The 25,967-nt window shown below is 37.5% G+C and carries 27 protein-coding genes and 2 pseudogenes; 9 read left to right on the top strand and 20 right to left on the bottom strand.

Annotation, left to right across the window (positions count from 1 at the left end; translation table 11 throughout):
* Window positions 1–19: 19 nt before the first annotated feature.
* The 3 genes from ACOWPH_RS11310 to ACOWPH_RS11320 form a co-directional block, all read right to left on the bottom strand.
* Window positions 20–436 carry a putative toxin-antitoxin system toxin component, PIN family gene (locus ACOWPH_RS11310; RefSeq protein ID WP_015215485.1) on the bottom strand — a complete coding sequence of 139 codons (417 nt, stop codon included), beginning with the start codon at window positions 434–436 and terminating at the stop codon, window positions 20–22.
* Window positions 414–650 carry a type II toxin-antitoxin system VapB15 family antitoxin gene (gene vap15, locus ACOWPH_RS11315; protein WP_015215486.1) on the bottom strand — a complete coding sequence of 79 codons (237 nt, stop codon included), beginning with the start codon at window positions 648–650 and terminating at the stop codon, window positions 414–416. Before vap15 ends, ACOWPH_RS11310 begins: the two co-directional genes overlap by 23 nt.
* A gap of 283 nt (window positions 651–933) precedes the next feature.
* Window positions 934–1,203, bottom strand: coding sequence for a hypothetical protein (locus ACOWPH_RS11320; protein WP_015215487.1), 270 nt, complete (start codon window positions 1,201–1,203; stop codon window positions 934–936).
* A 416-nt stretch (window positions 1,204–1,619) separates the two neighbouring features.
* Between ACOWPH_RS11320 and ACOWPH_RS11325 the strand changes: the two genes are divergently transcribed.
* Window positions 1,620–2,492, top strand: coding sequence for a 6-carboxytetrahydropterin synthase (locus ACOWPH_RS11325; protein WP_015215488.1), 873 nt, complete (start codon window positions 1,620–1,622; stop codon window positions 2,490–2,492).
* A 187-nt stretch (window positions 2,493–2,679) separates the two neighbouring features.
* Here ACOWPH_RS11325 and ACOWPH_RS11330 read toward each other — a convergent pair whose 3' ends face one another.
* Genes ACOWPH_RS11330 through ACOWPH_RS11340 form a run of 3 tightly spaced genes read right to left on the bottom strand, consistent with a single transcriptional unit; the run spans window position 2,680 to window position 5,146 of the window.
* Window positions 2,680–3,237, bottom strand: a complete 558-nt coding sequence (locus tag ACOWPH_RS11330; RefSeq protein WP_015215489.1) for a Uma2 family endonuclease — start codon at window positions 3,235–3,237, stop codon at window positions 2,680–2,682.
* Window positions 3,238–3,246: 9 nt separating this feature from the next.
* On the bottom strand, window positions 3,247–4,233 hold the full coding sequence (locus tag ACOWPH_RS11335; protein WP_015215490.1) for a PrsW family intramembrane metalloprotease: 987 nt from the start codon (window positions 4,231–4,233) through the stop codon (window positions 3,247–3,249).
* Complete coding sequence (locus ACOWPH_RS11340) at window positions 4,226–5,146, bottom strand: class I SAM-dependent methyltransferase (RefSeq protein WP_015215491.1); 921 nt, start codon at window positions 5,144–5,146, stop codon at window positions 4,226–4,228. The genes ACOWPH_RS11335 and ACOWPH_RS11340 overlap by 8 nt, the downstream gene beginning before the upstream one ends.
* A 298-nt stretch (window positions 5,147–5,444) precedes the next feature.
* Here ACOWPH_RS11340 and ACOWPH_RS11345 point away from each other — a divergent pair, with 298 nt between their 5' ends.
* Window positions 5,445–6,185, top strand: coding sequence for a 2-phosphosulfolactate phosphatase family protein (locus ACOWPH_RS11345; protein WP_015215492.1), 741 nt, complete (start codon window positions 5,445–5,447; stop codon window positions 6,183–6,185).
* A gap of 241 nt (window positions 6,186–6,426) precedes the next feature.
* Here the strand turns inward: ACOWPH_RS11345 and ACOWPH_RS11350 are convergent, their stop codons facing one another.
* The 5 genes from ACOWPH_RS11350 to ACOWPH_RS11370 form a co-directional block, all read right to left on the bottom strand.
* Window positions 6,427–8,214 (bottom strand): M61 family metallopeptidase, encoded by a 1,788-nt coding sequence (locus ACOWPH_RS11350; protein ID WP_015215493.1) that lies wholly within the window; start codon window positions 8,212–8,214, stop codon window positions 6,427–6,429.
* A 99-nt stretch (window positions 8,215–8,313) separates the two neighbouring features.
* Window positions 8,314–8,997, bottom strand: a complete 684-nt coding sequence (locus tag ACOWPH_RS11355; RefSeq protein ID WP_015215494.1) for a Crp/Fnr family transcriptional regulator — start codon at window positions 8,995–8,997, stop codon at window positions 8,314–8,316.
* A 447-nt stretch (window positions 8,998–9,444) separates the two neighbouring features.
* Window positions 9,445–10,632, bottom strand: a complete 1,188-nt coding sequence (locus ACOWPH_RS11360) for a HetZ-related protein 2 (RefSeq protein ID WP_015215495.1) — start codon at window positions 10,630–10,632, stop codon at window positions 9,445–9,447.
* A gap of 697 nt (window positions 10,633–11,329) precedes the next feature.
* Window positions 11,330–11,680, bottom strand: a complete 351-nt coding sequence (locus ACOWPH_RS11365; protein ID WP_015215496.1) for a carbon dioxide-concentrating mechanism protein CcmK — start codon at window positions 11,678–11,680, stop codon at window positions 11,330–11,332.
* Between the two features lie 86 nt (window positions 11,681–11,766).
* Complete coding sequence (locus ACOWPH_RS11370; RefSeq protein WP_015215497.1) at window positions 11,767–12,078, bottom strand: carbon dioxide-concentrating mechanism protein CcmK; 312 nt, start codon at window positions 12,076–12,078, stop codon at window positions 11,767–11,769.
* A gap of 113 nt (window positions 12,079–12,191) precedes the next feature.
* Here ACOWPH_RS11370 and ACOWPH_RS11375 point away from each other — a divergent pair, with 113 nt between their 5' ends.
* Complete coding sequence (locus tag ACOWPH_RS11375; RefSeq protein WP_015215498.1) at window positions 12,192–13,082, top strand: alpha/beta fold hydrolase; 891 nt, start codon at window positions 12,192–12,194, stop codon at window positions 13,080–13,082.
* 3 nt (window positions 13,083–13,085) lie between these two features.
* Here ACOWPH_RS11375 and ACOWPH_RS11380 read toward each other — a convergent pair whose 3' ends face one another.
* Both ACOWPH_RS11380 and ACOWPH_RS11385 read right to left on the bottom strand, forming a co-directional pair.
* Window positions 13,086–13,643, bottom strand: coding sequence for a hypothetical protein (locus ACOWPH_RS11380; protein WP_015215499.1), 558 nt, complete (start codon window positions 13,641–13,643; stop codon window positions 13,086–13,088).
* Window positions 13,643–14,275 (bottom strand): ParA family protein, encoded by a 633-nt coding sequence (locus tag ACOWPH_RS11385; protein WP_015215500.1) that lies wholly within the window; start codon window positions 14,273–14,275, stop codon window positions 13,643–13,645. The genes ACOWPH_RS11380 and ACOWPH_RS11385 overlap by 1 nt, the downstream gene beginning before the upstream one ends.
* Before the next feature lie 129 nt (window positions 14,276–14,404).
* Between ACOWPH_RS11385 and ACOWPH_RS11390 the strand changes: the two are divergent.
* Window positions 14,405–14,590 (top strand): annotated as a pseudogene (locus ACOWPH_RS11390) (cytochrome P450); the annotation flags it as partial.
* A 29-nt stretch (window positions 14,591–14,619) separates the two neighbouring features.
* Here the strand turns inward: ACOWPH_RS11390 and ACOWPH_RS11395 are convergent.
* The 3 genes and pseudogenes from ACOWPH_RS11395 to ACOWPH_RS11405 all read right to left on the bottom strand — a co-directional run.
* Window positions 14,620–15,228: an acyltransferase gene (locus ACOWPH_RS11395; protein ID WP_015215501.1), complete on the bottom strand. Its 609-nt coding sequence runs from the start codon at window positions 15,226–15,228 to the stop codon at window positions 14,620–14,622.
* Window positions 15,229–15,278: 50 nt separating this feature from the next.
* Window positions 15,279–15,710 (bottom strand): beta-carboxysome assembly chaperone CcmS, encoded by a 432-nt coding sequence (ccmS, locus tag ACOWPH_RS11400; RefSeq protein WP_015215502.1) that lies wholly within the window; start codon window positions 15,708–15,710, stop codon window positions 15,279–15,281.
* Window positions 15,711–15,864: 154 nt separating this feature from the next.
* Window positions 15,865–16,560, bottom strand: a pseudogene (locus tag ACOWPH_RS11405) (ABC transporter ATP-binding protein); the annotation flags it as partial.
* Window positions 16,561–16,688: 128 nt separating this feature from the next.
* On the opposite strand from ACOWPH_RS11405, the gene ACOWPH_RS11410 reads away from it, so the two are divergent.
* The 3 genes from ACOWPH_RS11410 (at window position 16,689) to ACOWPH_RS11420 (ending at window position 20,053) form a co-directional block, all read left to right on the top strand.
* On the top strand, window positions 16,689–17,537 hold the full coding sequence (locus tag ACOWPH_RS11410) for a prohibitin family protein (RefSeq protein WP_015215503.1): 849 nt from the start codon (window positions 16,689–16,691) through the stop codon (window positions 17,535–17,537).
* A gap of 80 nt (window positions 17,538–17,617) precedes the next feature.
* Window positions 17,618–18,034, top strand: a complete 417-nt coding sequence (locus ACOWPH_RS11415) for a DUF1824 family protein (RefSeq protein ID WP_015215504.1) — start codon at window positions 17,618–17,620, stop codon at window positions 18,032–18,034.
* Window positions 18,035–18,121: 87 nt separating this feature from the next.
* Window positions 18,122–20,053: an ABC-F family ATP-binding cassette domain-containing protein gene (locus tag ACOWPH_RS11420; RefSeq protein ID WP_015215505.1), complete on the top strand. Its 1,932-nt coding sequence runs from the start codon at window positions 18,122–18,124 to the stop codon at window positions 20,051–20,053.
* A gap of 134 nt (window positions 20,054–20,187) precedes the next feature.
* Here ACOWPH_RS11420 and ACOWPH_RS11425 read toward each other — a convergent pair whose 3' ends face one another.
* Together ACOWPH_RS11425 and ACOWPH_RS11430 are read right to left on the bottom strand one after the other, a co-directional pair.
* A complete protein-coding gene (locus tag ACOWPH_RS11425) occupies window positions 20,188–20,562 on the bottom strand; it encodes a hypothetical protein (RefSeq protein WP_015215506.1) in 375 nt (124 codons plus the stop codon).
* Window positions 20,563–20,760: 198 nt separating this feature from the next.
* The gene (locus ACOWPH_RS11430; protein WP_150111023.1) at window positions 20,761–20,940 is read right to left on the bottom strand and encodes a hypothetical protein; all 180 of its coding nucleotides are present in this window, start codon (window positions 20,938–20,940) and stop codon (window positions 20,761–20,763) included.
* A 702-nt stretch (window positions 20,941–21,642) separates the two neighbouring features.
* Between ACOWPH_RS11430 and ACOWPH_RS11435 the strand changes: the two genes are divergently transcribed.
* Window positions 21,643–22,092, top strand: a complete 450-nt coding sequence (locus tag ACOWPH_RS11435) for a phosphate-starvation-inducible PsiE family protein (RefSeq protein ID WP_015215508.1) — start codon at window positions 21,643–21,645, stop codon at window positions 22,090–22,092.
* A 201-nt stretch (window positions 22,093–22,293) separates the two neighbouring features.
* Here ACOWPH_RS11435 and modA read toward each other — a convergent pair whose 3' ends face one another.
* Entirely contained in the window at window positions 22,294–23,088 is a 795-nt protein-coding gene (modA, locus tag ACOWPH_RS11440) for a molybdate ABC transporter substrate-binding protein (RefSeq protein ID WP_042465129.1), read from the bottom strand.
* 772 nt (window positions 23,089–23,860) lie between these two features.
* On the opposite strand from modA, the gene ACOWPH_RS11445 reads away from it, so the two are divergent.
* Window positions 23,861–24,691 carry a squalene/phytoene synthase family protein gene (locus tag ACOWPH_RS11445; RefSeq protein WP_171815798.1) on the top strand — a complete coding sequence of 277 codons (831 nt, stop codon included), beginning with the start codon at window positions 23,861–23,863 and terminating at the stop codon, window positions 24,689–24,691.
* Between the two features lie 81 nt (window positions 24,692–24,772).
* Here ACOWPH_RS11445 and devC read toward each other — a convergent pair whose 3' ends face one another.
* Window positions 24,773–25,945, bottom strand: coding sequence for an ABC transporter permease DevC (gene devC, locus ACOWPH_RS11450; RefSeq protein WP_171815830.1), 1,173 nt, complete (start codon window positions 25,943–25,945; stop codon window positions 24,773–24,775).
* Window positions 25,946–25,967: the final 22 nt, after the last annotated feature.

Below are 25,967 nucleotides of genomic sequence, written 5' to 3' on the forward strand. Positions count from 1 at the left end.
AAATGTAGCAATATCAATTCTATAATTTATGTAAAAGTTCTTTATAAGTAACAATTTCAGTATTTTCAAATTTTGTAATCACTAATAAATCTTCATCACCAGTGACTAAAAAATTTGCGTCACTATCTTTTGCTAGTGCTAAAAGATAATTATCTTTCGCATCCCGACAAATAAAAACTTCTGAGGTTATATTTATAAATACACCAATAGTTCGTAAAAGTTGAATTAATTCATCGACTTTGTTAGACGGAAAATATTTTTGTAACTTAGGACGTTGAGTTACTAAAGTAATTTCTTCTAATATTTGTTCAGAAATTACTACTAGAATTTTTTCTGCAACTAAAAGTTTTTTTAAATCTTTCAGTTCTTTACCAATCAAAAAACTAATCCAAAGATTAGTATCAATAATGATCTTAACTGCTTTGTTTTCTGTCATAAATTTGAGAGCGGACAATTTCAACCTCTTCAGTAATTTCTGCTAATGATAATTCATCAGTTTGAAATACTTCCAACAATTCTGTTAATTTATGATTCAAGGTTTCTTTTTCTAGTTCTTTGCTAAGTAATAATTTTTCAGAATTAGAGAGTTGTTTAACTAGAGTCAGAATTTGCTCAAATGTCAATGGTAGTTGATAGATATTTTGTAGCATAGAGTTAATTCTCCTATTTTGATCAATTTCCTTATATTATACATTATCTTTATATCCATACAAAATTGTTTCAATGACTGGAATATTAGAATTATTCAGCTAGATTTGCGTCGATGCGAGCAATATAGAGCAGACCAAGTTTACTAATTGCATATGCTGGTAAAGTCAAGAAACCTTGAAATCCTGTATCAACAACACATCCAATTTCTATATTTAATCCTTCTGAATAAATGAAAAATTACATTAATTCGAGCTTGCAGCCCAACAACAGTTCAATGTATCACTATGTTGTCCTGATCAATGTACCACCAACGGCATAAACTGCGTTAAAGCCGATTCTTCCGGCCCAAATTGGTGCATCAGCTTGTTTTGCTTGTAATTGGCGACTTGTAATTATTAAATCATCACCAATTTCATATTCACCTGTTTCTACATTAATTGAAATAATTTTGCCAATGTTCTCTGTATTCTCTACTAGAGGGCGAATATTATTTTCATAAAGTTTTTTGCCACGTTTAGTAATTTCTTCACCACTGAGTTTAGGGTAAGGCATATAGATAATTTACAAGTTAAAATTTTGAGTGAATTTCTACACTCATTTTAGGACAGAAGCTTGAATCAGTAGTTAATCTATAATAATGCTGACATAATTTTTAATTTAATAAACCGCAAAGACGCATTCGCGCAGCATTCCGAAGGAAAGAGCGCGAAGTCAGAAGAAAAGAAGGTAGTCAAGTTATTTTAGGGTTCAACTAAAGCACGAATTGAAAATTAATTTTACGGTTATTTTAACTCTAACAGCGAATCTTATTGTATTGTTGCCCACAAGGTGTAGTTGCCTACTTAGATGATAATTATACGGAAAATTTATGGAGATTACTCATTTAACTGACCACTAAGCAAGCAAATTAGTTTATACTGATAACAGAAAAAGATTAAGAAATTTTAAGTTCTGTTACCAGAGTAGTCATGCAATGTATTGTAAATCGCCGCGCTCAGTTTTCGGCAAGTCATCGGTATTGGTTGCCAGAACTGAGTGAAAACGAAAATGTGGAAAAATTTGGTCTTTGCGCGAAATTTCCCGGTCACGGACATAACTATGTTTTATTTGTTTCCCTCGCTGGGGAACTAGATGAATATGGTATGGTGCTGAACTTGTCTGATGTGAAACACGTCATCAAACGGGAAGTTACTGGTCAACTAGATTTTTCTTATCTCAATGATGTGTGGACAGAATTTCAGCAAACTCTCCCCACCACAGAAAATATTGCGCGGGTGATTTGGGAACGTCTAGCACCCCATTTACCTTTAGTCCGCGTGCAGTTATTTGAACATCCTGAACTTTGGGCAGAATATATGGGCAACGGAATGGAAGCATATCTAAGTATTAGCACTCACTTTAGCGCGGCGCACAGACTCGCTCATCCTGACTTGAGTTTAGAAGAGAATACAGAGATTTATGGTAAATGCGCTCGTGTGAATGGACATGGACATAACTATCATTTAGAAGTCACTGTGAAAGGCGAAATTGATCCTCGCACGGGTATGACTGTAGATTTAGGTGCTTTGAATCAGGTGATTGAAGATTATGTAGTGGAACCATTTGATCACACCTTTTTAAACAAAGATATTGCTTTCTTTGCCAAAGTTGTCCCCACTGCTGAGAATATCGCCCTTTATATTAGTAACGTATTGCGATCGCCTATTCAAGAGCTAGGAGCCAAGCTTTACAAGGTCAAACTCATTGAAAGCCCTAATAATTCCTGTGAAATTTACGCCGCTGACTCAGAAACAACTTCTGTTATTGCAGCCGTAAGTCAACCAGTCTTAGCAAGAGTTTAGCTAATTCGTAATTCGTAATTCGTAATTCGTAATTCGTAATTAATTTTTAGGCTTAATTTTCCAGATATTGGAGACGCATTTGCGTTGGTCTATAGATGGCTTTTTTACGGAAGCAAATAAAAATTATTTAGGAATTACAAATTATCAATTACGAATTATTTTAAAATATTGGCAATTACCTTCATTGCTAAAAAAGTTGACTCACTAAACACTTGAATCCTGGGAATAAAGGACTAATCAATTCATCTGCACTAAAAAAAGTAGCGGCTAATCTTAAAACAGCTTGTTGACGATGATAAACTTCTACTTTTTTAGCGATGGGATCACAAATCCAATATTCTCGAACTCCTTGGACTGAGTAAAGCTTTAATTTCGCTTCTTTATCACGTTTTTCATTTTTCTCTCCTGGGGACAACACCTCAACCACTAATTCTGGTGCGCCGGTTAGGTGTCCAGCTTCATCTAGGAGACGTTCTAAAGATTCATGACTAGCCCAGACTACATCAGGAATCACATTATCACTATCTGAGAAAATAATTCCTGGTGCAACAGCCACCTTACCCAAACCACTCTCATCTGACCAAACCTTGAGAACAGTAGCAATATTAGCACAGCTAAACTGATGATCCCAATGAGGCGCTCTGGTCATGAATAATTCTCCCTCAATAATCTCATAGCGATTTCTTTTATCGCCTGCGAATAACTCTAAATCAGCAGTAGTCCAACGTACTGGAGTTGCTTGCATAAAAATCTCCTAGTATTTTCCTAACTGTAAAAAATACCGACGACCAGCTAAATATCGTAAATAGCGATAAATTAACCAGGACAAAACTCCTAAAGAGAGATTGATTGCTATTTGTTTAAGTATAAACGAGAAAATATCCGGCTCAAACAGTTGCTCTAACCTCAATGGACTGAGTTTTCTAGCGAGAAGAAATAATCCAAAAATAGCATTTCCCCCTAGCAAAAGTATTAATAATACTAAACTTCTTTGCCAATAACGAGTTTGGGGTGTGTAACCGGAAATTAAAGTAATAGGCGGTTTGCGTTGTACTTTTCGTAGTAGTTGCTCTAACCGCCAAAACATCCACAACAATAAAGGAAATAAAGCATAAGCAAGAAAATGTATTGGAAGTGGATAAACCCAAGCCCTGGATAAAATATTCACCAAAGCATGAAAAAAGACAGCATTTAACCAAGCTATAAAAATCAAATTTCTGTCTCGATTTAAACGCCTTGTGGAAGCAATATATATTCCTAGTGCATAACCCCAAGGTGCAGAAAACATAGAATGTACAGGAGTGCTAATCAACCTTTCTAGAATTGATGCTGTACCGTGAAACCAGTAAATCCAGTTTTCTTCAGCCGTAAATCCTAAAGCGACAGCGATGGTAAAAAGGAAAACAGTAGTAGCACGAAATTGGTATCTGCGTTGAAGATAGCAGATAGGCAAGATAACTGCGGCTAACTTACAGCCTTCTTCAATTGGTGCTATTACCATGATCTGTCGCAGGGAAAAGCCAAAAAAAGAACGCTGTATTTTTGCCCAGTCTATAACTGAGTTAGCAACATTTTCCACCGTCCATTCTAGTCCCAGGGCTACGAAACCAGAAATTGCGCCAAAGATGAAGAAAAAGAGCAATTGTAGCGGTGGCGGGGCAGCATGAGTCCGGCGGTAATAAAACCACAAAAACAGCAGCGGTGGAATGACTGCCCATAGTATGAGAGATAAATTAGCCACACACCTGAGCAATTACAGTCCGGTGACGGGGGCTATTGCTAGTGATGGTAGGAGTTTGAAAACCTGCCTTTACTAAAGCTTGCTCAATATCCAAACTAAAGTATTCATCTAAATAAGGTTCGGTACTTTTGAGCAGGGTTAAGATGTATGTTGGCATTTTCTTGTAAATTTCCGATTTGGGATTCATGTCCATAATTGCTAAATGCCCACCTGGACGCAAAACACGTCTTGCTTCTGCAAAAATCTTTTGGGTCGCTGATTGGGGTAATTCATGGCACATGAGAAAAATGGAAACTAAATCATAGGAAGCATCTGCCAGTCCTGTAGTTTCAGCTTGAGCATGAACCCAGTTAATTGTAGCTTGATGCTGTTGGCTGCGATAGTTAGCTACAGCTAAGAAGTAGGGAGATAAATCTAAACCTGTAATCTTGGCTTGGGGATAAGCTGCTTGCAGGGCAAAGGTACTCATTCCCACACTACAACCTAAATCTAGGATGTCTTGTGGTGGTTGGGAAATGGAACTTTCGAGGATTTTATGGTAACTTTGGCGTAGTTTCGCATCACCTTGGGCTTCGGTATCTTGCCAAATTTTAGCGTGGACGGCATGAGCAGCAGGTTCTACCTCAAAGGCAGCTTGCCAACTGAGATTTCCGGTTTCGTAAGCGTGGAATGAGGTAACGTAGTAGTCTGGGTAGGTTAGCTGAGAATTTTGGACTTGAGCTAAATCTGTTGACCAATCACGCGATCGCAGTTTTTCTACTTCTTGTGTCCAAAAAACGCCAATTCTTTCAGCCCGTTTGATCATCATTTGTCTGGCTTGGTGTTTGGCGAGGTTCGCTAAAGGTTGAATTGAGAGAATGCCATTCACGAGCCGGGAAGGTAAGTCAGGAGTTGATGTTACAGAAACCGTCATAAGTCAATTTGTGTTGAACAACCTTTTTATTTACTTATGACATATTTGCTGAAGTTGAGTCTAGAAGTTAAGCAAATGGTTATGTTAATCCTGGAAATCATGATTCAGACAATCTCTGTGTTTTTCTATCTTTGAGATTAGAATATGCAATACCAAGGCTAAAACCTTGATAAATATGCTTTTGATAATTTTATAGTATTTATGTATTGATAGAAAGATAGAGTTAAGTATCAACAGTTGGTGTCATCAAGTGGGTAAAATATAACCGCAGTATTTATAAAGCAGGTATATCCAGCGCGTGAAGATATTTGTATATCATACTCCAGAATTAACTCCAACTGATGAAGCGCCAGAATGCGCGATCGCTGTTGATGTCTTGCGAGCAACTAGCACAATGGCGACAGTTTTAGCGGCTGGAGGCGAAGCAGTGCAAGTCTTTAGTGATTTAGACCAACTAGTAGAAGTTAGCGAAAAATGGCCATCGGAAAAACGATTACGTGCTGGAGAACGTGGCGGTGCAAAGGTAGCTGGCTTTGAATTGGGTAATTCACCCTTAGATTGCACCGCAGAATTAGTACAGGGGCGGCGCTTATTTATCAGTACCACTAATGGAACTCGCGCCTTAAAACGGATACAGAATGCGCCAATTGTTCTCGCTGCTGCTTTAATTAACCGGGCTGCGGTGGTGAAATTTCTCCTAGAAAAGCAACCGGAGACAGTCTGGATTGTTGGTTCTGGTTGGGAAGGCAGTTTTTCTTTAGAGGATACTGTTTGTGCTGGTGCGATCGCTCATAGCATTTGCCAACAAACGAATTCTTCTTTAGAAGATTTAACTGGTAATGATGAAGTCACCAGTGCGATCGCTCTCTATTCACAATGGCAAAATGACTTACTGGGATTATTCTACCAAGCCAGTCACGGTAAACGATTATTACGCCTGGAATGTTTAGAAGATTTAAAATATTGTTCCCAAACTGATATTTTAGATATCCTACCTATTCAGCAGGAGCCTGGTGTTTTAAAAAGTCATAATAAATAACCAAAAAATTATTTTTTCTGGTTAGATTTACCCCTTATAAGCAAAAGTTTCGTAAGGGGTAAATTTTAATTTGCTAAATTGTAAGAATTGCCAGATGATCTCAAAACTTTCTTCTTTATATCGTAATATTCAGTATATTCAAATCTTTTTGACAACCTTCATAGACATCTCCAACCGAAAACTAAGTCTTTGATAACTACAATTTCGCCACTGTAGTTTCCGGTAGGTCAACTAGAATCTGTTACTGAATAGTTTTTAACGATACACCCAACCAACCTGCAAAATTATCTTGCTGAGTGGGAGAAGGATGATCAACTGATTTGAGATGATATTTAGCCGGTTGTTGTATTGCAAGAGATACACAATATTGACGTAATTCGTCTTGGTGAAAAACTGTAATTTCGATAGTATCATTAGGTAAATAATCTTTTAAACGTTCGCTTAACAGATTTGTTCCTACCTTAATCCCGTCAATTGCTAATAATTCATCACCTGGGTCAATTCCTGCTATATTTGCAGGTGAACCTATTTCAACAAATTTAACTATTTCCCTTCCATATTCAGTTTTTGTTTTCACACCCAAGAAAGGTTCTTCATCCTTTTCCTCTAACAGTTGTATACCAAAAGGTTCTAAATATTGATTAAATGGTAAATCATCTAGACCATGAATATACTTGTTAAAGAAATCAGATAAATCTATTCCTGCTACAGATGCCATTATTTCCTTTAACTGCCCTGACGTATAGCCTACTTCTGCTTGTCCAAATTGTTGCCACATTTTCAGCATGACGTTATCCAAAGAAAGCTGATTTCTATGGCGACAACGAATTAATAAGTCAAGTAATAGTGATACCATTTCCCCTTTTAAATAGTAAGAGATTTGTGAATTACAACTATTAGCATCAGGACGATAAAGTTTAATCCAAGTATCAAAACTTGACTCAGAAAGAGGTTGTACCTTACGTCCGGGAATATTGTTATACTTGGTAATTTCCTGACTTAAATGGTTCAAATACGATGTAGCATTATAAATTCCTGCCCGCAGAGGAATTAGCAAATCATAGTAACTGGTTGTTCCTTCGCAAAACCAAAGAGATGATGTATAGTTTTCTTGGTCATAATCAAACACCTCTAAGGCTTTTGGGCGAATTCTTTTCACATTCCACAAGTGAAAAAACTCATGTGCTACTAATTGAATAAAGCGCTCATATTTATCTTGATTGCGAAAACCAAAACGGTGATAAATTAACGAGCAAGAATTTTTATGCTCTAATCCGCCATAGGCTTGGTTAAATAAATGTAGTATGAATATATATCTTTCATAGGGCAAACCACCAAATATTTCGGCTTCGACTTCTATAATTTTTTTGAAGTCAGTAAGCATCTGTTGCACTTGATAGTTACCCTGTCCCCAAATTGCCAATTCATGAGATTTGCCTAATACTTCAAAGTCAAAAATTTGATGATTACCAATTTCAAAAGGACTATCGACAAGAGTATCAAAATCCGCAGCTAAGAAAGTATTGTTTTGATCAGCAACTTTCGGCAAACCTGTCGTCACCTGCCACTCTGGGTGCGGTGGTACAATAGTAATGTGAATTGGTTGCTCTTGCCAACCAGGGATTCTCAAAAATAGCGCCGCACTATTAAAATAACCGTGGGTAGCATCCAAATGATTTGTGCGTACCGATAGTTCATTAGCAAAAACTCGGTAGCGCAAGATGACTTTAGCCGCATCACCTTTCTCTACCTGCCAATGATTTTTACTGATTTTCCGCCAAGGTAAAGGTTTTTCTTCCTCTGAAAATGCCGCAAAATCTTGTAAATTTTTAGCATATTCTCGCACTAAGTAAGAACCAGGTGTCCAAACTGGCATTTTCAGATCAAGAATCGGCAATGGATAACCTACAAAATGTAGAGTTACCTCAAACAGATGATTTTCTGGTTGAGGCATTGCTACCCAATAATGAATTAGTGGATACACTCCTTGAACTGGAGTGTTAAAACGAACAGCTATTGCTTCAGTCATTTTGTGTCCTGATTGTAGTGTTATTTAGTGAATAGTCAAAAGTTGATAGATAGTAGTAAATGTTCACTTAATTCAGGTTTTTTTACTACTAAGTACCAACTAGAATTTATTAGCCAAATTCACTAGTTGCTTAACATTAATGATATCTATGGAGTTATTAGGGGGATCAATTTTAATCCATCCTTTTTCATGAAGTTTTTCCATAATTTTGGTAGTTTCATCAATGGTAATTTCGGTCACTTCTGCCAAATCTTTAAAAGGAATGTAAAAAATTTCCTGTCCTTGGCCTGACTTTTTACCATAGTTATCACTCAAGCCAACTAGAGTGTGGGCGAGTTTGACTGCTGGTGGTGAAGACCGCATTTGCAAACGGATATTAATTTGCCGCACTCGTCGCACCATTAGTTGCAGCATCCGATGATGTAACTGCGGATCTTTGAACAATATTTGGATAAAACGTTCTCTAGAGACAGTTAATAAGTTTACCGATGAAAGGGCAATGACATCTGTTGAGCGTGGTGATTCATCTAAAACCGCCATTTCTCCAAAAAAATCGCCCCGGCCTAAAATCGCTATTGTCACAGAATCATCACCATTGGTGCGTCGAACTTTAACCCAGCCAGAAACCAAGAAGTAAACTGCATTACCCCAGGCATCTTCCATCAAAACTGCTCGTCCAGATGGGTATTCGTGTTCAACGGCTATGTTGAGTAACCATTCCAAAGTTTGTGGGTTGGCTGTACTCAACAAGGGAAAAAGATCACTAAAAACCTCTATTTGCATGAAACATTCACAAGGAATTAATTCAATAAGATTGTAACTTTTCAGTTTTTTAACATAGATTACTTGTATTATGTATGTAATATAAGCTATTCGTATTTAAAAAACTGAGCAATGATACTATGTCAGTTCTAACACTTATCAAATTTGTTAGGACTAATTGGTCAGCCAGGCTTGCTATAATCATATAGCGGTTCTCGGTTGAGTGAGATACAAGAACCCCACCCCCAACCCCCTCATCGCTTGCGGGGAGGGGCTATGATGTATTTCATTCAAATGCATACCGCTATAACCACGGGATGAATGATGGTAAGTAAACAGCAATTAGCTATTAACAACAAGTCCAAATTTATGCTAAATAATTAACCAGATTTGATATCAATGCTTTGATGACAATATAACAATTATGTATTGTGATCAAAAACAGAGTTTTCCAACTACTGTGTTGAGTTAATCTTGAGTTCTCAAGGTTTGGGCAGCAAGATATACTTTAGTCCATTCGCCTATTACTTGATGGGTTTTGAGTTGTAAGCTTTGGGCTATAGCTTCCATAGAGTTACCTGCTCTCCGTAGCTGAAGAATGTTCCTGCCCAGAGGAGTTAATGTTTCGTCAAGCTGCTGCCATTGGCGTTGTGTTAGCCCCAAGTTATTTTCCTGCAAGGAAGTTGAAAGCCAGTTATCTACGAGTTCTGGTTTACCTTTGATAGCAAAAACGCGGACAGCATGGTAGCTAATTTTTTCGCGCAGTCGATATACTTCCTTGATAGGCTTATTGAGTTTTTTGGCGATCTCTTCTTGAGATTTACCTTGGAGATATAATTGCAGCCAGTCTACTGCCGGTTGCCCTAAATTTTGCAGTAAATATTGCTCAAATTCTTGATGTACGGCTTGACGTAGTGATTGTTGTTCTTCTACTTTTTGTGTTTCTTGATATTGAGCGATCGCTTGACTATCGACTAAGTTGAGTGGATTGTCAGTATCTTCAGTCAAAACTTCGTCGGAAACTAGTCTAATTAAGTCACTGACTGGAACTTGAGTTAAGCCCCCCCGTTGAATCCGGCGCAGATAGTTAACAAAGCGATACACTAATAAGGGTTGGTTGCGGACTGGACGCAAACAATATTCCTCTATACTGGCAAATAGTAAAGTATCCTGCAATCTTCTGTCGGCACTGATTTCAGCAATTGAAGACATTTGCTGCTGCATATATGAGTCACTTTGGAGTAGTTCTTGGAGTACTTCTTGTAATACATCCATGACACTGCGCTGGCGATCGCGACTCAGAGCTACCCAAGTTTGAATTTTATTTCTCAGCGTCATCACACTACCCAAGCGACTGAGCAAGTTACGATAAGCACGTTCTCGCCCTACTCCCAAATAACGCTGCTGTAAAATCCGCCAGCGGTACTCCATTGCTTGCTTGGCAATTTCCAATTCTTTGGGGTTGAGTAGATCAAATCGTTTTAAATCTACCCCCAAAAGCCAAAACATAATACTTTCTCTAGCAACCTCACTTTGTTCTGGACATTCAGCAGCGAGTCGCTTTTGCCAATATTGCGCCAGGTTTGCCGCATCGTTTTCCATAGTGAGATTGCGCTCCTCGAAACTCTGTTTTAAAGTTTGCATCACAACCCCCATACCAACTTAAGTTATTAACTAGTAGCTGCCCCTGATCTCAAAATCCTGATTAATCAATGTCTGTACTTAATTCTTGATTAGGTTTTGAGTCACTAAAGTTATATAGGAACTTTTGGTTTAGTTAATTTGCTTTCCCAATATCAAAATGATGATTCACTATCATAGGACGTGTATTTACTTATGTAAGTTTCAGATTTCTGTCGTTATTTGTGGTTAAATCTCTTTACAATTCTTGGTGTTTATTAGAGAATAAGAAAAGTAACAGTTTTATCAATTTACATACATCCGTGCATAGTTTTTAGAAATGAATTTGAAAAACAAAACTAACTAAAGTTTCAGGTTTTTTCTGAAAAAATCATATTTCTAAAAACCTAGGAAGTTATCTTGATCAAATGGGATAAGTGAAAACTCCTCATCAATTAATTCAGTATTAGAATACTACTATAAATAGGCTGTAAGTGTACTGTGACTGAGATCACTAGGTTTAAGTAATTCTTTTGGGTTACATTCAATAATAAGACTAAAATTTTGTAATAAACAAGTATAAGTAATGGGACAGAATTAATTGCACAACTGATTTTCTTGTTCCCTGTTAAAAGTTCCCTCTCTCAATGAGTGAATTTAATTTCATCCGACTACCTATCTTTGAGAGTCCGTAGTCAATTTAGGCTGACTGTGGACTCTTGCAAAGCTGCATTTATATGGCGTTGGATGATCTGACGATGGGATTTTCTACTGATTCCCGATACTGTTGAACATCTGCTGTGTAGGCGATAGGGAGAACAGCTTCGACGTTTTCATGGGGACGGGCAATAATTACCCAAGATTCGAGAGTACCACCATAAACGTTTTCTGCTGCTTCTACACCAGCAGCCATAGCTGCCTTAACTTCTGAAACGTCGCCACGAATATTAACTGTAAAGCGGGCGCTACCAACTCTGATATAACCAACTAGAGTGACTCTTCCAGCTTTTACCATTGCATCTGCGGCTGCAAGTACTGCCGGAAAACCTTTAGTTTCAAGTGCGCCAACTGCCTGTAGTGACATTAGTAATCTCCTGTATGAATAAAAGTTATATGGCGCTACAAATTAATTTTAAGAAGTTGTGCTGCCAATTTTGATAGGGAACTTGCTCAGAACATCCGAAAAGGTTCAGATTTTGAAGTGAAGTGGATGGGTAGAATGGTTTCCACATTTTCCGGGGGATTGGGAACTATATAATGGGTAATTACTTGCCCACCATAAACTTCTTCTCCGGCGGTGATTCCTGCTTCAACTGCTGTTCTGACTTCCGCAACGTGTCCCCTCACAGCCACTAATAAGCGACCGCTTTCGGCTATACCATAATATACAATGGTGACAGCGGCAGATTTTACCATTGCATCTGCTGATGCCAATACTGCCGGAAAACCTAAAGTTTCAATTACGCCAACCGCCATTGGCATGGCTTCACTCTCCTCAGTCATGGATAAGCAATATTTATTGTACGAGGCTTTGGTAACAGGTTTAACATTTGGGAAAATTTTCTTTTTGTCAGTTGTCAGGTAAACTGATTTTTATGTTTCCAAGTTTTTTACCTGCCGCAGTTGGGCAACTAAGTGAACCTACTTCTATCGCTTTGGCTAAAAATATCCAAAGTCAAGCGATAATCGCTACCTCCGTAGATAATGAATCAATCGCTACTACTTATATACAGCAAGGTAGTGGTGGTATACCAATCCTATTAATTCACGGTTTTGATAGTTCTATTCTAGAATTTCGGCGGCTGTTACCTTTGTTAGCTGAAGAGAATGAAACTTGGGCGGTGGATTTATTGGGTTTTGGCTTTACAGATAGACTTGCGGGGATTGATTACAGCCCCATAGCCATTAAAACTCATCTTTATTCTTTCTGGAAAACCCTGATTAACCAACCTGTAATTCTGGTGGGTGCTTCGATGGGTGGTGCAGCGGCAATTGATTTTACCCTGACTTACCCTGAAGTGGTGCAGAAGTTGGTGTTGATAGATAGTGCAGGGTTGAAAGGCGGTTCAGCTTTAAGTAAATTGATGTTTGCGCCGTTGTATTCTTTAGCAGCTGAGTTTTTGCGAAATCCCAAAGTGCGCGATCGCATTTGTCGTACTGCTTACAATAATCCTAGTCTAATTTCTGCGGATGCTTTATGTTGTGGAGATTTGCATCTAAAAATGCCTAATTGGAATCAGGCGTTGATTGCTTTTACTAAAAGTGGCGGTTATACTGCTTTTAAACTTCAGCAACTTGCACAAATTGGGCAACCAACGCTAATTTTATGGGGCGATAACGATAAAATTTTGGGAACTGGGGATGCGAAAAAGTTTCAAAAAGCAATTCCCGAAAGTCAACTCATTTGGATTCAAGATTGTGGACATATCCCCCACTTAGAAAAACCACAAATTACCGCCCAACACATTTTAGAATTTCGCGGTTAAATTCTAATCGTATAACCATGTATTATCTGCAAAATTATCATTTGACTGATTGGGCATCTCTTGGAGTCTTTCCGCTGACCTGTGTGATTTTTTGGGATTAATGGATAAAGATCTGGAAGTTTCTTTGACAGGTTCTATGAAAGTTTCCTTAACAGGTTCTTTGACTTTTTTTAATTCATTAATTTCTGCTATCAATTTAGAATTGGATTCTGCTAGTTGCAGGGCTGTTTTCTTAGTTTCATGAAGTTCTGTATTCAAACGTTCTGCCAAAGCCTTCTGTACAGATAAATCTGTTTTGAAATCGCTAATTTGCTCCTTGAGAGAAACTTCTTTTTTCTGTACTTTTTCTAAAGTCGCAGTCAATTCTTTAATTGTAATTTCTAAATCTGCCTTAGTCGGAGTTGTGCGCCTATTAGAAGTTGATGCTGGTTCTTCCTCCAATGGAGAAGAATTATCTTCTTCAACTTTTTGTGCAGTTACTTCAATTGCTGTGTCACCAACCTGGGGTGTAAATTTTTGAGCTTCTTCTTGTAGTAAGTCAGAAAGATTTTTCTTAGCCATTATTTCCTCCAATCATGCATTAATTCATCAGCCACACGACGGTAATCAGATTCTGCTTCCCGTGCGTTTTTTCCTCGCCATTGAGTAATTGCTACACCCTCAAGGGCGGCTCTTTCATGCGCTTTATAGGTACGAATAAAAGTATTAAAAACTGGAATACCTAGTTGTAAAAGAGTTTTTTGTGCTTCTAGTGCTTCTCCTGAACTGCGGGTATCCACTTTAGTTAACAGTACCCGATGGGGAGTACCCATAGGGATAACGGTTTGTCTAACTGTCTCAATCAAGACAGCTAAATCCATTGCTGCTGGGGGTGTGGGCAAAACCAGATAATCTGCAATCCCTACTACCGCCGCTAAAGCTTCAGAACGCAATGCCGGAGGCGTATCTACTATTACTAAATCGTAACTTGTTATTTTCGGTAATTCACCTAAAAGTTGCGGATTTGTATCTTGAGCTAAATCAAATCCCATGCCTTGCTGATTTCGTCGAAACCACCAACTAGCAGAACCTTGAACATCTGCATCTATCAGCAGGACTTTTTTGTTTTGAGCAAAGTTAGCAGCTAAGTTGACTGCGGTAGTCGTTTTACCGACTCCGCCCTTACCATTAAGGATAGCAATGATTTTTGGCACTTTTTACTTCTGACCCAGCCTGATCCTAATTCGGGTTTTTAGATTTTGGATTAAAATTACTAACTATTTCAAGTTGTTATTACATAAATGTACCGCTTTTTGGGGACTTGCAATTTAAAAAAATTGCCCCACCAACGTCAAGGGCAACTTTTAGCCCCTCCTTTTCATGGGGAAAGAATGCGGACTTATGGTCAATATATCCAGGAAATTACCCAGCAAGTAAGTGATAATTGGCAGATAGGTAAGCCCTTCAATATCCGAGAATCCATGCAAGAAATCACCTTGCGAGTCATATTACGGGTAATATTTGGTTTGTTATATTTATAGTTCATTAGGCATTGTACTTAAGAATTATCAGTTAATACCTCATTTAGCATTTCTCGCTGATTAGCTAGACGTTCGTAATGTTCTTTATCACGATATTTAATTGTTCTCATTGGTTGATTACCAACAATAGCCAAAGGTTCAACATTACTTGTTACCACTGTCCCAGCAGCGATAATTGCACCGTCACCAATAGAAACTCCTGGAACAATTAAGACATTTCCAGCAATCCAAACATTACTACCAATAATTACAGGCTTATGAATATAAACATTATGTTGATATGGTAAATCATTACTTTGATAGTCATGATTGGCCGAAAGGATAATCACATTAAACCCGATTGTAGTATTATCGCCAATTGTGATTCCTCCGCGACCATCTAATAAAACATCTGGACCGATATAGACTTTATTACCAAGAGATACATTCTGGGGATGAGAAATTTCCAAATCGCGTTTAAAGCGAACACCTTCACCACAAAATTTTAATTGAGGCTTGATTTGTTGATGTTTATATCGTCTGATTTTGGTTTGGACGTATTCTTCCCAAACTACCAAGCGAGGAACTAAATAGTTTACAAATAGACGTTCTAACTTATTAACAATTTTACTTCTAATTTTTTCCATCCCCATAAATCCTCAGCGTCCCTCTGCGCTTACCTTAGCATTCCTCTGTGTTAAAAGGCACTTATCTGTTCACTCATTCTCTCTTCTAACAATTCCAACAAACTATCTACATCCTTACTAACTTGCTCAAAACAAACTTCCGGTTTGGGTTCGGGTGCAAATTGAATTAACTTAATTTCCCCTTTCCCAATACCAATCATTACAACTTCTGTTTCTGGTTGATTATTTTCAATAATTCCTAGAAGTTCTTGCAACCGATTTTCAACTCTATCATTTAGTTTTTCTATCTCGGCTTGGGGACAATAAACGAAATGTGGCTTTGGCTGTAAATCAATACCAATAGTACCTTGACTGTTACCATGTTCCAATCGCAGTCCCCAAAATAATGCTGCTAATTCTTGCTGATTTGCTTTGACAAATCTATCCAATTGTCGCCGCCATTTACTATCTTCTGTTTCCGGTTGAGTACTACCAAACATCATAAATAATTCTTAATTCTTAATTCGTAAGTTTAAATTTTCCCCTCTTTGCTTGTGGAGAGGAGTTGGGTTTCTTCTATCTCAACCCTGATTGTACACGCTAGAGGCCTGTATAAATGCCATCTTTCTCTAATACAGTTGTTCATGGGTTTCTCACTGCTTCTGTCTCATTATCCACTGCTGAGGTCAATGCGGCTAAGATCAAAATGGGTGGATATTTTAGCACTGCGAGTGCGATCGCTACGCAAACACCGCAGGCATCGCGCCAGCGCCGACTTGTCAATTCGCAATCCGTTGTCTCTTTATTTGCCCCCTCTCCCCCACAATTGTCTCATAACATTGGGGCAAAAGCATAATAAAATCATCTGCTTTAGCCACTTTCACAGCCATGATCATATCTTTATTTTTGGCATCAACAGTCCCATCAGCAATATTTTCAGCTACAGTACCACGAAATAAAAACACATCCTGACTTTACCAAACCAATACAACGGCGTAAATCTCGTAAATTCAAACTTTCTTTGTAAATTCACACCATCTACAGTTATATTTCAGTCCTGTACTTCGTATAATCGCTACAAAAGTTTTGTCATAGAAAGAGTAATTGCCTTAGGATTGCTTTGGCGATAAGCATAACTTTCAGACTCTAGCATTTGGCTTCGTAATCTTCAGCCGTGAAACTTTTAATAGTAGTAATAGCGCTGAGATTATTCGATAACCTGCCATTAAGCAAACCAACTTTTTTCCGTACTTCAGCGTAGCGGGATGCTAGTAATTTCTGAAAAGCTACCAAACCAGCTAAAATAAAAGGCATAGGCAACATTGCCATCCATGCCACGCTAGGAGTTAAGATATTATTACCACACAATCAATTTGATCAGTCTTGAGTACTAATTTAAGTAAAATAACTTTGAGGGTATTTGAGTTAAATGTGTTACTTGGCTCAAAAATCAGCATTTAAAACTAACAGGAGATAAAAGTTTGAATACTAAACAACTAGGGAATTGGCAAACTACCACATTCGGAATTGTATTGGCAATATTAGTACTTTTTGGACTCAATTCTTTTGTGATTATTAATCCTGGACAAGCAGGAGTAATCAGTATTTTAGGTAAAGCGAGAGATGGTGCTTTGCTGGAGGGTATTCACTTAAGACCACCATTTATCTCAGTGATAGATGTGTATGATTTAACGGTACAAAAATTTGAAGTTCCCGCAGAGAGTTCTACTAAGGATCTGCAAAATTTATCTGCCAGATTTGCTATTAACTTTCGTCTTGATCCTATCCAAGTAGTTGGAGTCAGAAGGAAACAAGGTACTTTAGCAAATATCGTCTCAAAAATAATTGCTCCCCAAACACAGGAAGCATTTAAAATTGCAGCAGCGAGAAGAACAGTAGAAGAAGCAATCACCAAAAGAAGCGAATTAAAAGAAGATTTTGATAATGCTTTAGGCGATCGCTTAGATAAATATGGGATAATCGTATTAGATACCAGTGTTGTTGACTTGGCCTTCTCACCAGAATTTGCCAGAGCAGTTGAAGAAAAACAAATAGCGGAACAGCGAGCGCAAAGAGCCGTCTACATAGCACGAGAAGCTGAACAAGAAGCCCAAGCAGACATTAATCGCGCTAAAGGTAGAGCCGAAGCTCAACGACTCTTGGCAGAAACCCTCAAAGCTCAGGGAGGACAATTGGTTCTGCAAAAAGAAGCCATTGAAGCTTGGAGAAATGGCGGTTCACAAATGCCAAATGTACTTGTGATGGGAGAAGGTTCCCAAGGTAGTATCCCATTTATTTTCAACTTAGGTAAGATGTCAAATCAATCTTGATTTTAATCAAAAATACTAGTAAGGTGGGCTAGTCCCATCTTCCATCCAACAGCAACACCAGAAGCATAATAAACGAATATATGCCTACTCCCCAAGATCCCAACCTGACAATCTCAGAAGCCAAAAAAATACTCAACAAATTCAACTGTCTAGATATTGCCCCGGTTCTTAAACCATCAGAAAAAGTTTTAACCCGTCAGGCATTAATTTTCATGGCCAGCCTTTCAGATTACCAAATTTTAGGAATTTGTGCTGATACAGCCGAAGAAGGTATTCTGGCAATGAAAACCTATTCTCATGCTTTTCATTATGAAGCACCAAGTAATTTGCAAACACCTGATGGGCCAGTTTATATCAAATTAAATGGTAAAAATGGACTGTGTTATCTTGATTCTTATTATGGACATCATCGGGGAGTATTAGTTTCTTGTCAATCTTATCAAGAAACAGGAATCAACGAGATGTATGGACACTTACCCCTAGATTTATTTGTATAGTATTTATAATAAATCAACTAGTAAATCAACTGCAAACTTTGGTGGGCATTGCCCACCAAATAACTAATAACTAATGATTAAAATTTTATGAGTATTATCACTTTACAATCAGTTAAAAAAGATTTTGGTATCAAAGAAGTTTTAAAAGATGCGAGTTTCAGCCTTGATATCACAGATAAAGTTGGTCTAATTGGTACTAATGGTTCTGGTAAATCAACATTACTGAAGATGATTGCAGGACTAGAATCAGTGGATAGCGGTCAAATTTTGGTGAACTCTGGTTCTAAAATTATCTACTTACCCCAACAACCAAATGTAGATGAAAATCGCACTGTTTTAGAGCAAGTCTTTGCTGACAGTGGGGAACAAATGGCTTTAGTAAAGGAGTACGAAGAACTTTCTGATAAATTAGCTCATCATTCAGAAGATAGCCAGCTAATGTCTCGCTTCTCTGTGGTAATGCAGAGAATGGACTCAACTGGTGCATGGGAACTAGAAACTAATGCCAAAATCATTCTCACTAAATTAGGAATTGCTGATTTTGATGTTAAAGTTGGCACTTTATCTGGAGGTTATCGCAAGCGGATTGCACTAGCAACGGCGTTATTAGCAGAACCAGATGTATTGCTCATGGATGAGCCAACAAACCATCTTGATGCACTATCTGTAGAATGGTTACAAACTTATTTAAGTCGCTATCGTGGCGCACTTTTCCTAATTACCCACGACCGCTATTTTCTAGATAGAGTTACGAATAGAATCATCGAAATTGATAGAGGTGATATTTACACTTATACAGGTAACTATTCCTATTATCTTGAAAAGAAAGCTCTAGCTGAGGAATCTGCCGTTAGTAGTCAAAGGAAACATCAAGGTGTATTACGGCGCGAGTTAGAATGGCTCAAACGAGGCCCCAAAGCGAGAAGTACAAAACAAAAAGCCAGAATTGATCGCGCTCATGCACTGCGTGATACTGAGTTTAAACAAGTTCAAGGCAAAGTTGATATTTCTACAGTGAGTCGTCGGATTGGCAAAAAAGTTATTGCACTCAATAACATTAGCAAAGCTTACGATGATCGGATTTTAATTAATAATTTCACCTACGAATTTAGTCCTGAAGACCGCATTGGCATTATTGGTGCTAATGGTGCGGGTAAATCTACTTTAATGAATATCATTACCGGACAAATTCAGCCAGACTCCGGGACTGTAGAAATTGGTAGTACAATTCACATTGGTTATTTTGACCAACATTCTGAAGAATTACTTACGGAATTAAATGAAAATCAACGGGTAATTGATTACATCAAAGAAGAAGGAGAATTTATTCAAATAGCTGACGGTACTAAAATTACTGCTTCCCAAATGTTAGAGAGGTTTTTGTTTCCTGGAAGTCAGCAATATGCGCCAATTAATAAACTTTCTGGTGGTGAAAAACGGCGGTTATTTCTATTACGCTTGCTGATTAGTGCGCCTAATGTTTTGATTTTAGATGAACCAACTAATGATTTAGATGTGCAAACATTAGCGGTATTAGAAGAATATTTAGAAGATTTTTCTGGATGTGTAATTGTAGTTTCCCATGACCGCTACTTTTTAGACCGCACCATAGATACTGTATTTGCACTCGAACCCGGTGGTAATTTTAAGCAATATCCTGGTAACTACTCAGTTTATTTAGATTACAAAAAAGCTGAGGAAGCAGCACAACAAGAAATAGTTAATACTACAGAAAAACCAAAAAATAGCACTGAAGAAAAACCTACATTTTCAGAACCAGAGATAGAAACTAAAAAGCGACGCAGATTATCTAACTGGGAAACAAAAGAATTTGCACAGTTAGAAGGTAAAATTGCCAAATTAGAAGATGAAAAAACAGCCGCAGAGAAAGCATTAGTAACTGTTTCTCCTGGCAATTATACCCAAGTCCAAAAGCTTTATGAACAGGTAGAAACACTCAAAAAAGCGATTGATGTAGCGACAGAACGCTGGTTAGAATTAGCGGAAATGGATTCTTAATCAGAATGGTTATCCATACCGCTAAATCAGGATTCAACAATTTCTGATTATAGCGATTATCGGCTGAGTGAGCGTATAAAAACCCCACCCACCCGGTGCTATGATATACTTTATGTGATTAGGAAACTCTATATTTACGTATTGGGTAACTCTTCACCAGGCCAAGTTTTGTCTATACTAATTACCCAAGGGATACCGTTATTAACTGGTGAACTAATACTAATTTTGGCTTTGTTCGCAAACCGTTTTAACGTTTCGGCTAAGTAGGGAACAGTTGTCATGATGTTCTGGTAACTTTCAATATTATGACAAACCATGATTAACATCAAAATACCGCTATTGACTTTGAAATACCAATGGCAACTAGATAATAAGATGCGTACCATACTATTACAAGCTAGGAAAAATCGCTTTTTAGTGACTTCTTCCAGTTGACTGAGCAATAATTCACTTATTTGTGTAGTTTTATAAGTAGGCAAATCATCTGGAGATAGATATGGTTTAGTCATGGGATTTCGTCCTTTTTCAAAAGAACAATAGACTGACGTAATCTGAATAATTCCGCATGATCAATTAGTGAGTTACGTCAGATGTTAAGATTTTCCAAAGTGACAACCGTTCACTCCCATACGAATGTTTATATGGTTCGTATGTCTTGCACATCAATTTTCCACTTATTTTCTTAGCAAGTTAGATACAAAACTACATTAAGTTTTGTGGTAATTGCCAATAAATTCAGGACTTACGTATGAGTCATATTTTAAGCAAGGAGTTATTACTTTCACATAACAGTGTCGTAGTAATTCCCATACTCGCGGGTGCATTTCTTCAATAATGGTGTTAAAGTTATCGGCTAATTTTTCTTCAGTAATCATAATTCTCTCCATGACTGGTGCATAATAGTGCAATCAGGATAAAGAACTTTTTCAGTTCTACAAACCATCAATTGTTGAAAATCTTTTCACTTACACCTGAAAACTTTTCGTTGTTAACGGTGCGTTATAGAAATCATCAAAACTGAATTTTCTGGGGAAAACTGTATTTTTTACTAATATTTACCAAATTATTTGGTAAATATATAAATTTTTAGCCAACTTTAAATGCAGAGGTGCAACACACATTGCTGAAATGCACTTCGCATTACGACAACGTATGATTTTGTCTCACGCAGAGGCGCAGAGGCACAGAGAGTAAGAGTCTGAGAGATTGAATATTTGAGATTTAGCATTGTTTTCCACATCACATTATGTAAATATGTTCAGGATTTTTAACTTGTTTGCGGTGGAACGCGCACTTCCTGTGAGGTTCTACAGGGTTCTACAAGCGATCGCATCTGTAACCCTACGGTGTGAACTTTTCATCAGCATATTCTCAATCCCATTTCTGACATAGCTAAAAAGTTAAAGTGTTTTTCTCAAGGGGCAATTATGCGTTTGTTTCTTATTTTTTATAAAAGCAGATATTGATAAATGAGTGTGAGTGGAATAATTTGATTAATGCTCTAGATAAACATTGTAATTTCAACTTTTGACTTAATATTATTAATTAGCATAGATAAAATAAATCAACATAAATATACTGGAGTGATTATGCCAAAACGCATTCTTGTAGAAGTCAATAGTTGGTTTCAGCGAGATAGAATTGTCCGCAATTTAGAAGTTTTCCAAGATATTATTGTTATCTCTCTATGCGTCAGCCTATTCTGTGTGATGTTAATCAGATTAGGAGATATGTTTTTCTCATTTTTGCATCCACTTGATTTACGGCAAGTAACATCTGATATTTTGTTTATCTTGATACTTGTTGAATTATTTAGACTGTTAGTTGATTACATTCAAGAACATAGCATCTCTGTCGGTGCAGCAGTAGAAATTACTATTGTTTCTGCTTTACGAGAAATTATTCTACGCGGTGTGCTAGAAATTCCGCGTGATCAAATTTTTGGAATTTCTGTATTTCTATTAGTATTAGCAGGAATTTTCATCACTATTCCTTGGATATCTAAATCATTTGGAAATATCAAAGTTAGCGAAGATTAAGGATTATATTTAATTTGTATAGGAATCCGGTTTGATTATTGAAAATATACGTAGGGTTTGTATAGCCCTGTCGGCATGGCTAGGCTAAAGCAACAGCGTAACGCACCCTACAATACCTAATCTTGTTTACTTAATATTCCTACATATTTCATAAATGCAGGAATATTGAATCTATGAAAAATTGTTGATACTCAGCTATGACTAAGGTAGAATAAACCCATATTTTTTGAATATAGCTTTAGCTTGATCACTAGATAAAAATCGGGAAAAAGTCTTAGCTGCATCAACGTTTTTACTACGTTTAAGAACTGCTAAAGGATAAATAATTGCAGAGTGATATTTTTCGTCAGCAGCAACTACAACTTTTACGTTTTTGGAAATTTTTGCATCAGTAGTATAAATCAAACCTGCATCAGCATTCCCAGTTTCTACAGATGCTAGAACTTGGCGCACGTTATTAGCATAAACCAGTTTTGACTTGATCTGTGGCCAGAGTTTCAATTTTTCCAAAACTTGTTGTGCATATTGTCCAGCAGGTACGCTTCTAGGTTCACCAATAGCGATTTTTTTAACTTTTGCATCTTTAAGATTGTAAAAGCTGGTTACACCAGAAGAATTAGCTGGTACAACTAACACAAGCTTGTTTTTAGCGATGATGGTACGAGTACCAGGAATTAAAAGATTTTTTTGTTCTAAAGCATCTACTTGTCTTTTTGCAGCAGAGATAAATATATCCGTAGGGGCCCCTTGCTCGATTTGTTGTTGCAAAGCACCAGAACTACCAAAGTTATAATTCATATTGATGTTTGGCTGACTTTGTTGGTAGAGAGGCTGAATTTCTTTTAGTACATCTTGCAGACTTGCCGCAGCAGATACCAGCAAGTTTATTTTGGATTGTGCTATGACAGGGACTGAAGTTAGGCTTGGTAAGCCAATTGCTATTAGTACTGTAGTCAATGCTGTCACAATTGATATCATCAACCATCTTCTTTTCATTGAAAAAAGCTTGTTGGAGAACTTTCGTTTCATGAGAAGTGATACTCAGTAGAGTCTTTGTAATGTTATCAGGTGTTTACCGTTTAAGTTGGTAAATATTTGCATATCTACACCCTAAAAGATGTATTGTATAATACAATTAATTTTTTATTGCTGGATGTAAAGTAATTTTCACCAACTAAGTTGGTATAGCAATTTTACCAACTAATTCGGTAAATATCTTTGATTTTTAAGTTTTGGAGTCAATTTTATCCACTCAAGCGGATTTTTTTATGTTAGCGTGTCTATAACGCGTAGTTGCTATTATTATGCAAATCTGAAATATGGAACATTCTTTAGTTAGGATTTAGGCAAATGTCACACCAAACATCTATTTTATGGTGAATCAAACATCAAATATCTGTTTGTTTGCAGGATTCATGAAGTCTGACGCACCCTACAAAGCAAGTCTGTTGCGTAAGTCCTGTTAGTATATCCATTGTTTTTTTGACACTAATTATTTTATACATATATTTTACTTAATTTTTTCTTAAAACAAACTGAATATTACCTAGATTACACATCACAAGAACCTTCTATTGTTACCAAAACCCTATATACTAGACTAGAATTTAGTGAAATTTGAGCTTTTTGTTAATTGCAATACCATAAACTATTAATTTTTAGATGAAATGCTAGATAGTTTTTAAGATTATTTAGTAGGAACTAAATCCACTATCATCAGAAAAAACCGACATTCATGTGGTGTGAAAATCAAGAGGGGAATGAACAAATGGATTTACGTGGAGATGCATTGCAAATCCTCAGAGAAACTAGCCGAACTTTTTATATTCCAATAAGTACTTTACCGTCAGGGTTGCAAGAAGCTGTTGCATCAGCCTACTTGTGTATGCGCGCTATTGATGAAATTGAAGATCATCCAGAATTGGATAATGTAACCAAGTCACATTTGTTGCGAAGTATTAGCCGCACTTTACAAGCTGGGGTTGATGGTTTTGCCGTAGATGCGTTTTCTCTAGGATTTCGTGGATATGAAGATTCTTTAGCAGAAGTCAGTCTGCGAGTCAGAGAATGGTCAATTTTAGCACCAGAAAGTATTGCGCCTCGAATTTGGGATGCAACAGCAGCAATGGCAGATAGGATGGCTGATTGGGCAGAAATAAATTGGAAAATTGCAACAGAATCTGATTTAGATCGTTATACATTTGGGGTAGCAGGTGCTGTAGGCTTGTTACTATCAGATTTATGGTCTTGGTACGATGGCACGGAAACTAATCGGACTCAAGCGATTGGGTTTGGACGGGGTTTACAAGCGGTGAATATTTTACGTAATAATACTGAAGATTTAACCCGTGGGGTAGACTTTTTCCCAGAAGGTTGGAATAACGACAATCTCCAACAATATGCACGTCGTAATTTGGCTTTGGCAGATGCTTATACTAGTTCTCTTCCTGCGGGGCCGGCTTTACAGTTCTGCCAAATTCCTCTGGCTTTAGCTCATGGTACTCTTGATGCTTTGGCTAGTGGCAAGGAAAAACTCAGCCGTAGTGATGTTTATGCTTTGATTGAAAACCTTATGGATGTCAATGTCAAAGCTAGTTAATTATCTGGGAAAATAAACATCTGGTGACAAAGTAGAGACGTTGCATACAACGTCTTTACAAGAGTTATGAAAGACTAATGTTCAAAACATATCGGCAGGATCAGCGGCTTGGAGTTTACGAGTTGCGATCGCACCAGAAATTGCACACATGGTAATGGTCAGCACTAAAACTTGCATACCACGAATGATCGTCATGTATACTGGTAAGTTAGTGGCTTGTCTGGTTAATTGATAAAGCCCCAATGATACCGCTAAACCAGGTATAAAGCCTAGAATAGCCAAAATCAAAGCTTCTTCAAATATCACAATTAACAGGTAATAATTTCGATAGCCAATGGCTTTAAAGGTAGCATATTCACGTAGATGGGCATTGACATCAGCGGAAAGGATTTGATAAACAATAATTACCCCCACCACAAATCCCATTGAGACACCTAAACTGAAAATAAATCCAATGGGTGAATTGGTTCTCCAAAAATTGTTCTCAAATTCAATAAATTCTGCATGGGTTAATACTCTCACATCATCTGTAAGGTACAGTCTCAAATTTTTGGCTACTTGTTGCGAGTCATAGCCTGGTTTAATTTTCACCAAACCAAGACTGACACTGCTAGATGGACGTTTGGGAACTAACCGTAATAGGTTCTGATCACTAGTGATTAAGCTGCCATCAGTGCCAAAAGAAGCACCTATTTTAAATAACCCACCGACAGTAATCGTGCGTCCATCAATTTCAGTCGTAACGGTTTTACCTTGGTCAATTTGTGCGATCGCTTTTTGATAATCTCCTCTCGCACCCCGATCAAATAAAACTGTGTCTGGTAGTTTAATTGCAGCTAATTGTTGATTGACTTCTGGTAAATCAAAAACTGGTCTATTGGGATTAAAGCCGATTCCCAACACTGCTGTTTCTTTACGAGTTTGAGGATTTTTCCAGGTGATGACATTGAGATAAATTGCTTCTGCTGACTGCACCCCTGGTATATCCATTGCTTGGTATAGTCTCCGTCGAGAAAAAGTAGACATACTTTGCAAATTACGGGTTTGGGGACTAGTTAAAATAATATCCGCGTGCAAACTGCGATGTAACCTAGTGTTGCTGTCATAGAGTGCAGTTTGAAAGCCTAGCTGCATAAACATGAGAATGTCAGCAAAGGCAATACCTGATAACGCTACTAGCAAGCGACTTTTATCATGACTTAGTTGCAACCACCCCAGAGGTGTCCGTCGTCGCAACTGTTGAAGTATTCGCATCATATTAGAGATGAGGGAATAA

Origin of the sequence: Anabaena sp. PCC 7938, from assembly GCF_049315035.1 — a bacterium.
In the GTDB taxonomy this organism is placed as follows: Bacteria; Cyanobacteriota; Cyanobacteriia; order Cyanobacteriales; family Nostocaceae; genus Anabaena; species Anabaena cylindrica.

Excerpts from the sequence above, each read along its gene's own strand:
- ACOWPH_RS11310 (WP_015215485.1), bottom strand. The coding sequence starts at position 436 with ATGACAGAAAACAAAGCAGTTAAGATCATTATTGATACTAATCTTTGG.
- vap15 (WP_015215486.1), bottom strand. The coding sequence starts at position 650 with ATGCTACAAAATATCTATCAACTACCATTGACATTTGAGCAAATTCTG.
- ACOWPH_RS11320 (WP_015215487.1), bottom strand. The coding sequence starts at position 1,203 with ATGCCTTACCCTAAACTCAGTGGTGAAGAAATTACTAAACGTGGCAAA.
- ACOWPH_RS11325 (WP_015215488.1), top strand. The coding sequence starts at position 1,620 with ATGCAATGTATTGTAAATCGCCGCGCTCAGTTTTCGGCAAGTCATCGG.
- ACOWPH_RS11330 (WP_015215489.1), bottom strand. The coding sequence starts at position 3,237 with ATGCAAGCAACTCCAGTACGTTGGACTACTGCTGATTTAGAGTTATTC.
- ACOWPH_RS11340 (WP_015215491.1), bottom strand. The coding sequence starts at position 5,146 with ATGACGGTTTCTGTAACATCAACTCCTGACTTACCTTCCCGGCTCGTG.
- ACOWPH_RS11350 (WP_015215493.1), bottom strand. The coding sequence starts at position 8,214 with ATGACTGAAGCAATAGCTGTTCGTTTTAACACTCCAGTTCAAGGAGTG.
- ACOWPH_RS11355 (WP_015215494.1), bottom strand. The coding sequence starts at position 8,997 with ATGCAAATAGAGGTTTTTAGTGATCTTTTTCCCTTGTTGAGTACAGCC.
- ACOWPH_RS11360 (WP_015215495.1), bottom strand. The coding sequence starts at position 10,632 with ATGGGGGTTGTGATGCAAACTTTAAAACAGAGTTTCGAGGAGCGCAAT.
- ACOWPH_RS11365 (WP_015215496.1), bottom strand. The coding sequence starts at position 11,680 with ATGTCACTACAGGCAGTTGGCGCACTTGAAACTAAAGGTTTTCCGGCA.
- ACOWPH_RS11370 (WP_015215497.1), bottom strand. The coding sequence starts at position 12,078 with ATGCCAATGGCGGTTGGCGTAATTGAAACTTTAGGTTTTCCGGCAGTA.
- ACOWPH_RS11375 (WP_015215498.1), top strand. The coding sequence starts at position 12,192 with ATGTTTCCAAGTTTTTTACCTGCCGCAGTTGGGCAACTAAGTGAACCT.
- ACOWPH_RS11380 (WP_015215499.1), bottom strand. The coding sequence starts at position 13,643 with ATGGCTAAGAAAAATCTTTCTGACTTACTACAAGAAGAAGCTCAAAAA.
- ACOWPH_RS11395 (WP_015215501.1), bottom strand. The coding sequence starts at position 15,228 with ATGGAAAAAATTAGAAGTAAAATTGTTAATAAGTTAGAACGTCTATTT.
- ccmS (WP_015215502.1), bottom strand. The coding sequence starts at position 15,710 with ATGATGTTTGGTAGTACTCAACCGGAAACAGAAGATAGTAAATGGCGG.
- ACOWPH_RS11415 (WP_015215504.1), top strand. The coding sequence starts at position 17,618 with ATGCCTACTCCCCAAGATCCCAACCTGACAATCTCAGAAGCCAAAAAA.
- ACOWPH_RS11420 (WP_015215505.1), top strand. The coding sequence starts at position 18,122 with ATGAGTATTATCACTTTACAATCAGTTAAAAAAGATTTTGGTATCAAA.
- ACOWPH_RS11425 (WP_015215506.1), bottom strand. The coding sequence starts at position 20,562 with ATGACTAAACCATATCTATCTCCAGATGATTTGCCTACTTATAAAACT.
- ACOWPH_RS11430 (WP_150111023.1), bottom strand. The coding sequence starts at position 20,940 with ATGGAGAGAATTATGATTACTGAAGAAAAATTAGCCGATAACTTTAAC.
- ACOWPH_RS11435 (WP_015215508.1), top strand. The coding sequence starts at position 21,643 with ATGCCAAAACGCATTCTTGTAGAAGTCAATAGTTGGTTTCAGCGAGAT.
- modA (WP_042465129.1), bottom strand. The coding sequence starts at position 23,088 with ATGAAAAGAAGATGGTTGATGATATCAATTGTGACAGCATTGACTACA.
- ACOWPH_RS11445 (WP_171815798.1), top strand. The coding sequence starts at position 23,861 with ATGGATTTACGTGGAGATGCATTGCAAATCCTCAGAGAAACTAGCCGA.
- devC (WP_171815830.1), bottom strand. The coding sequence starts at position 25,945 with ATGCGAATACTTCAACAGTTGCGACGACGGACACCTCTGGGGTGGTTG.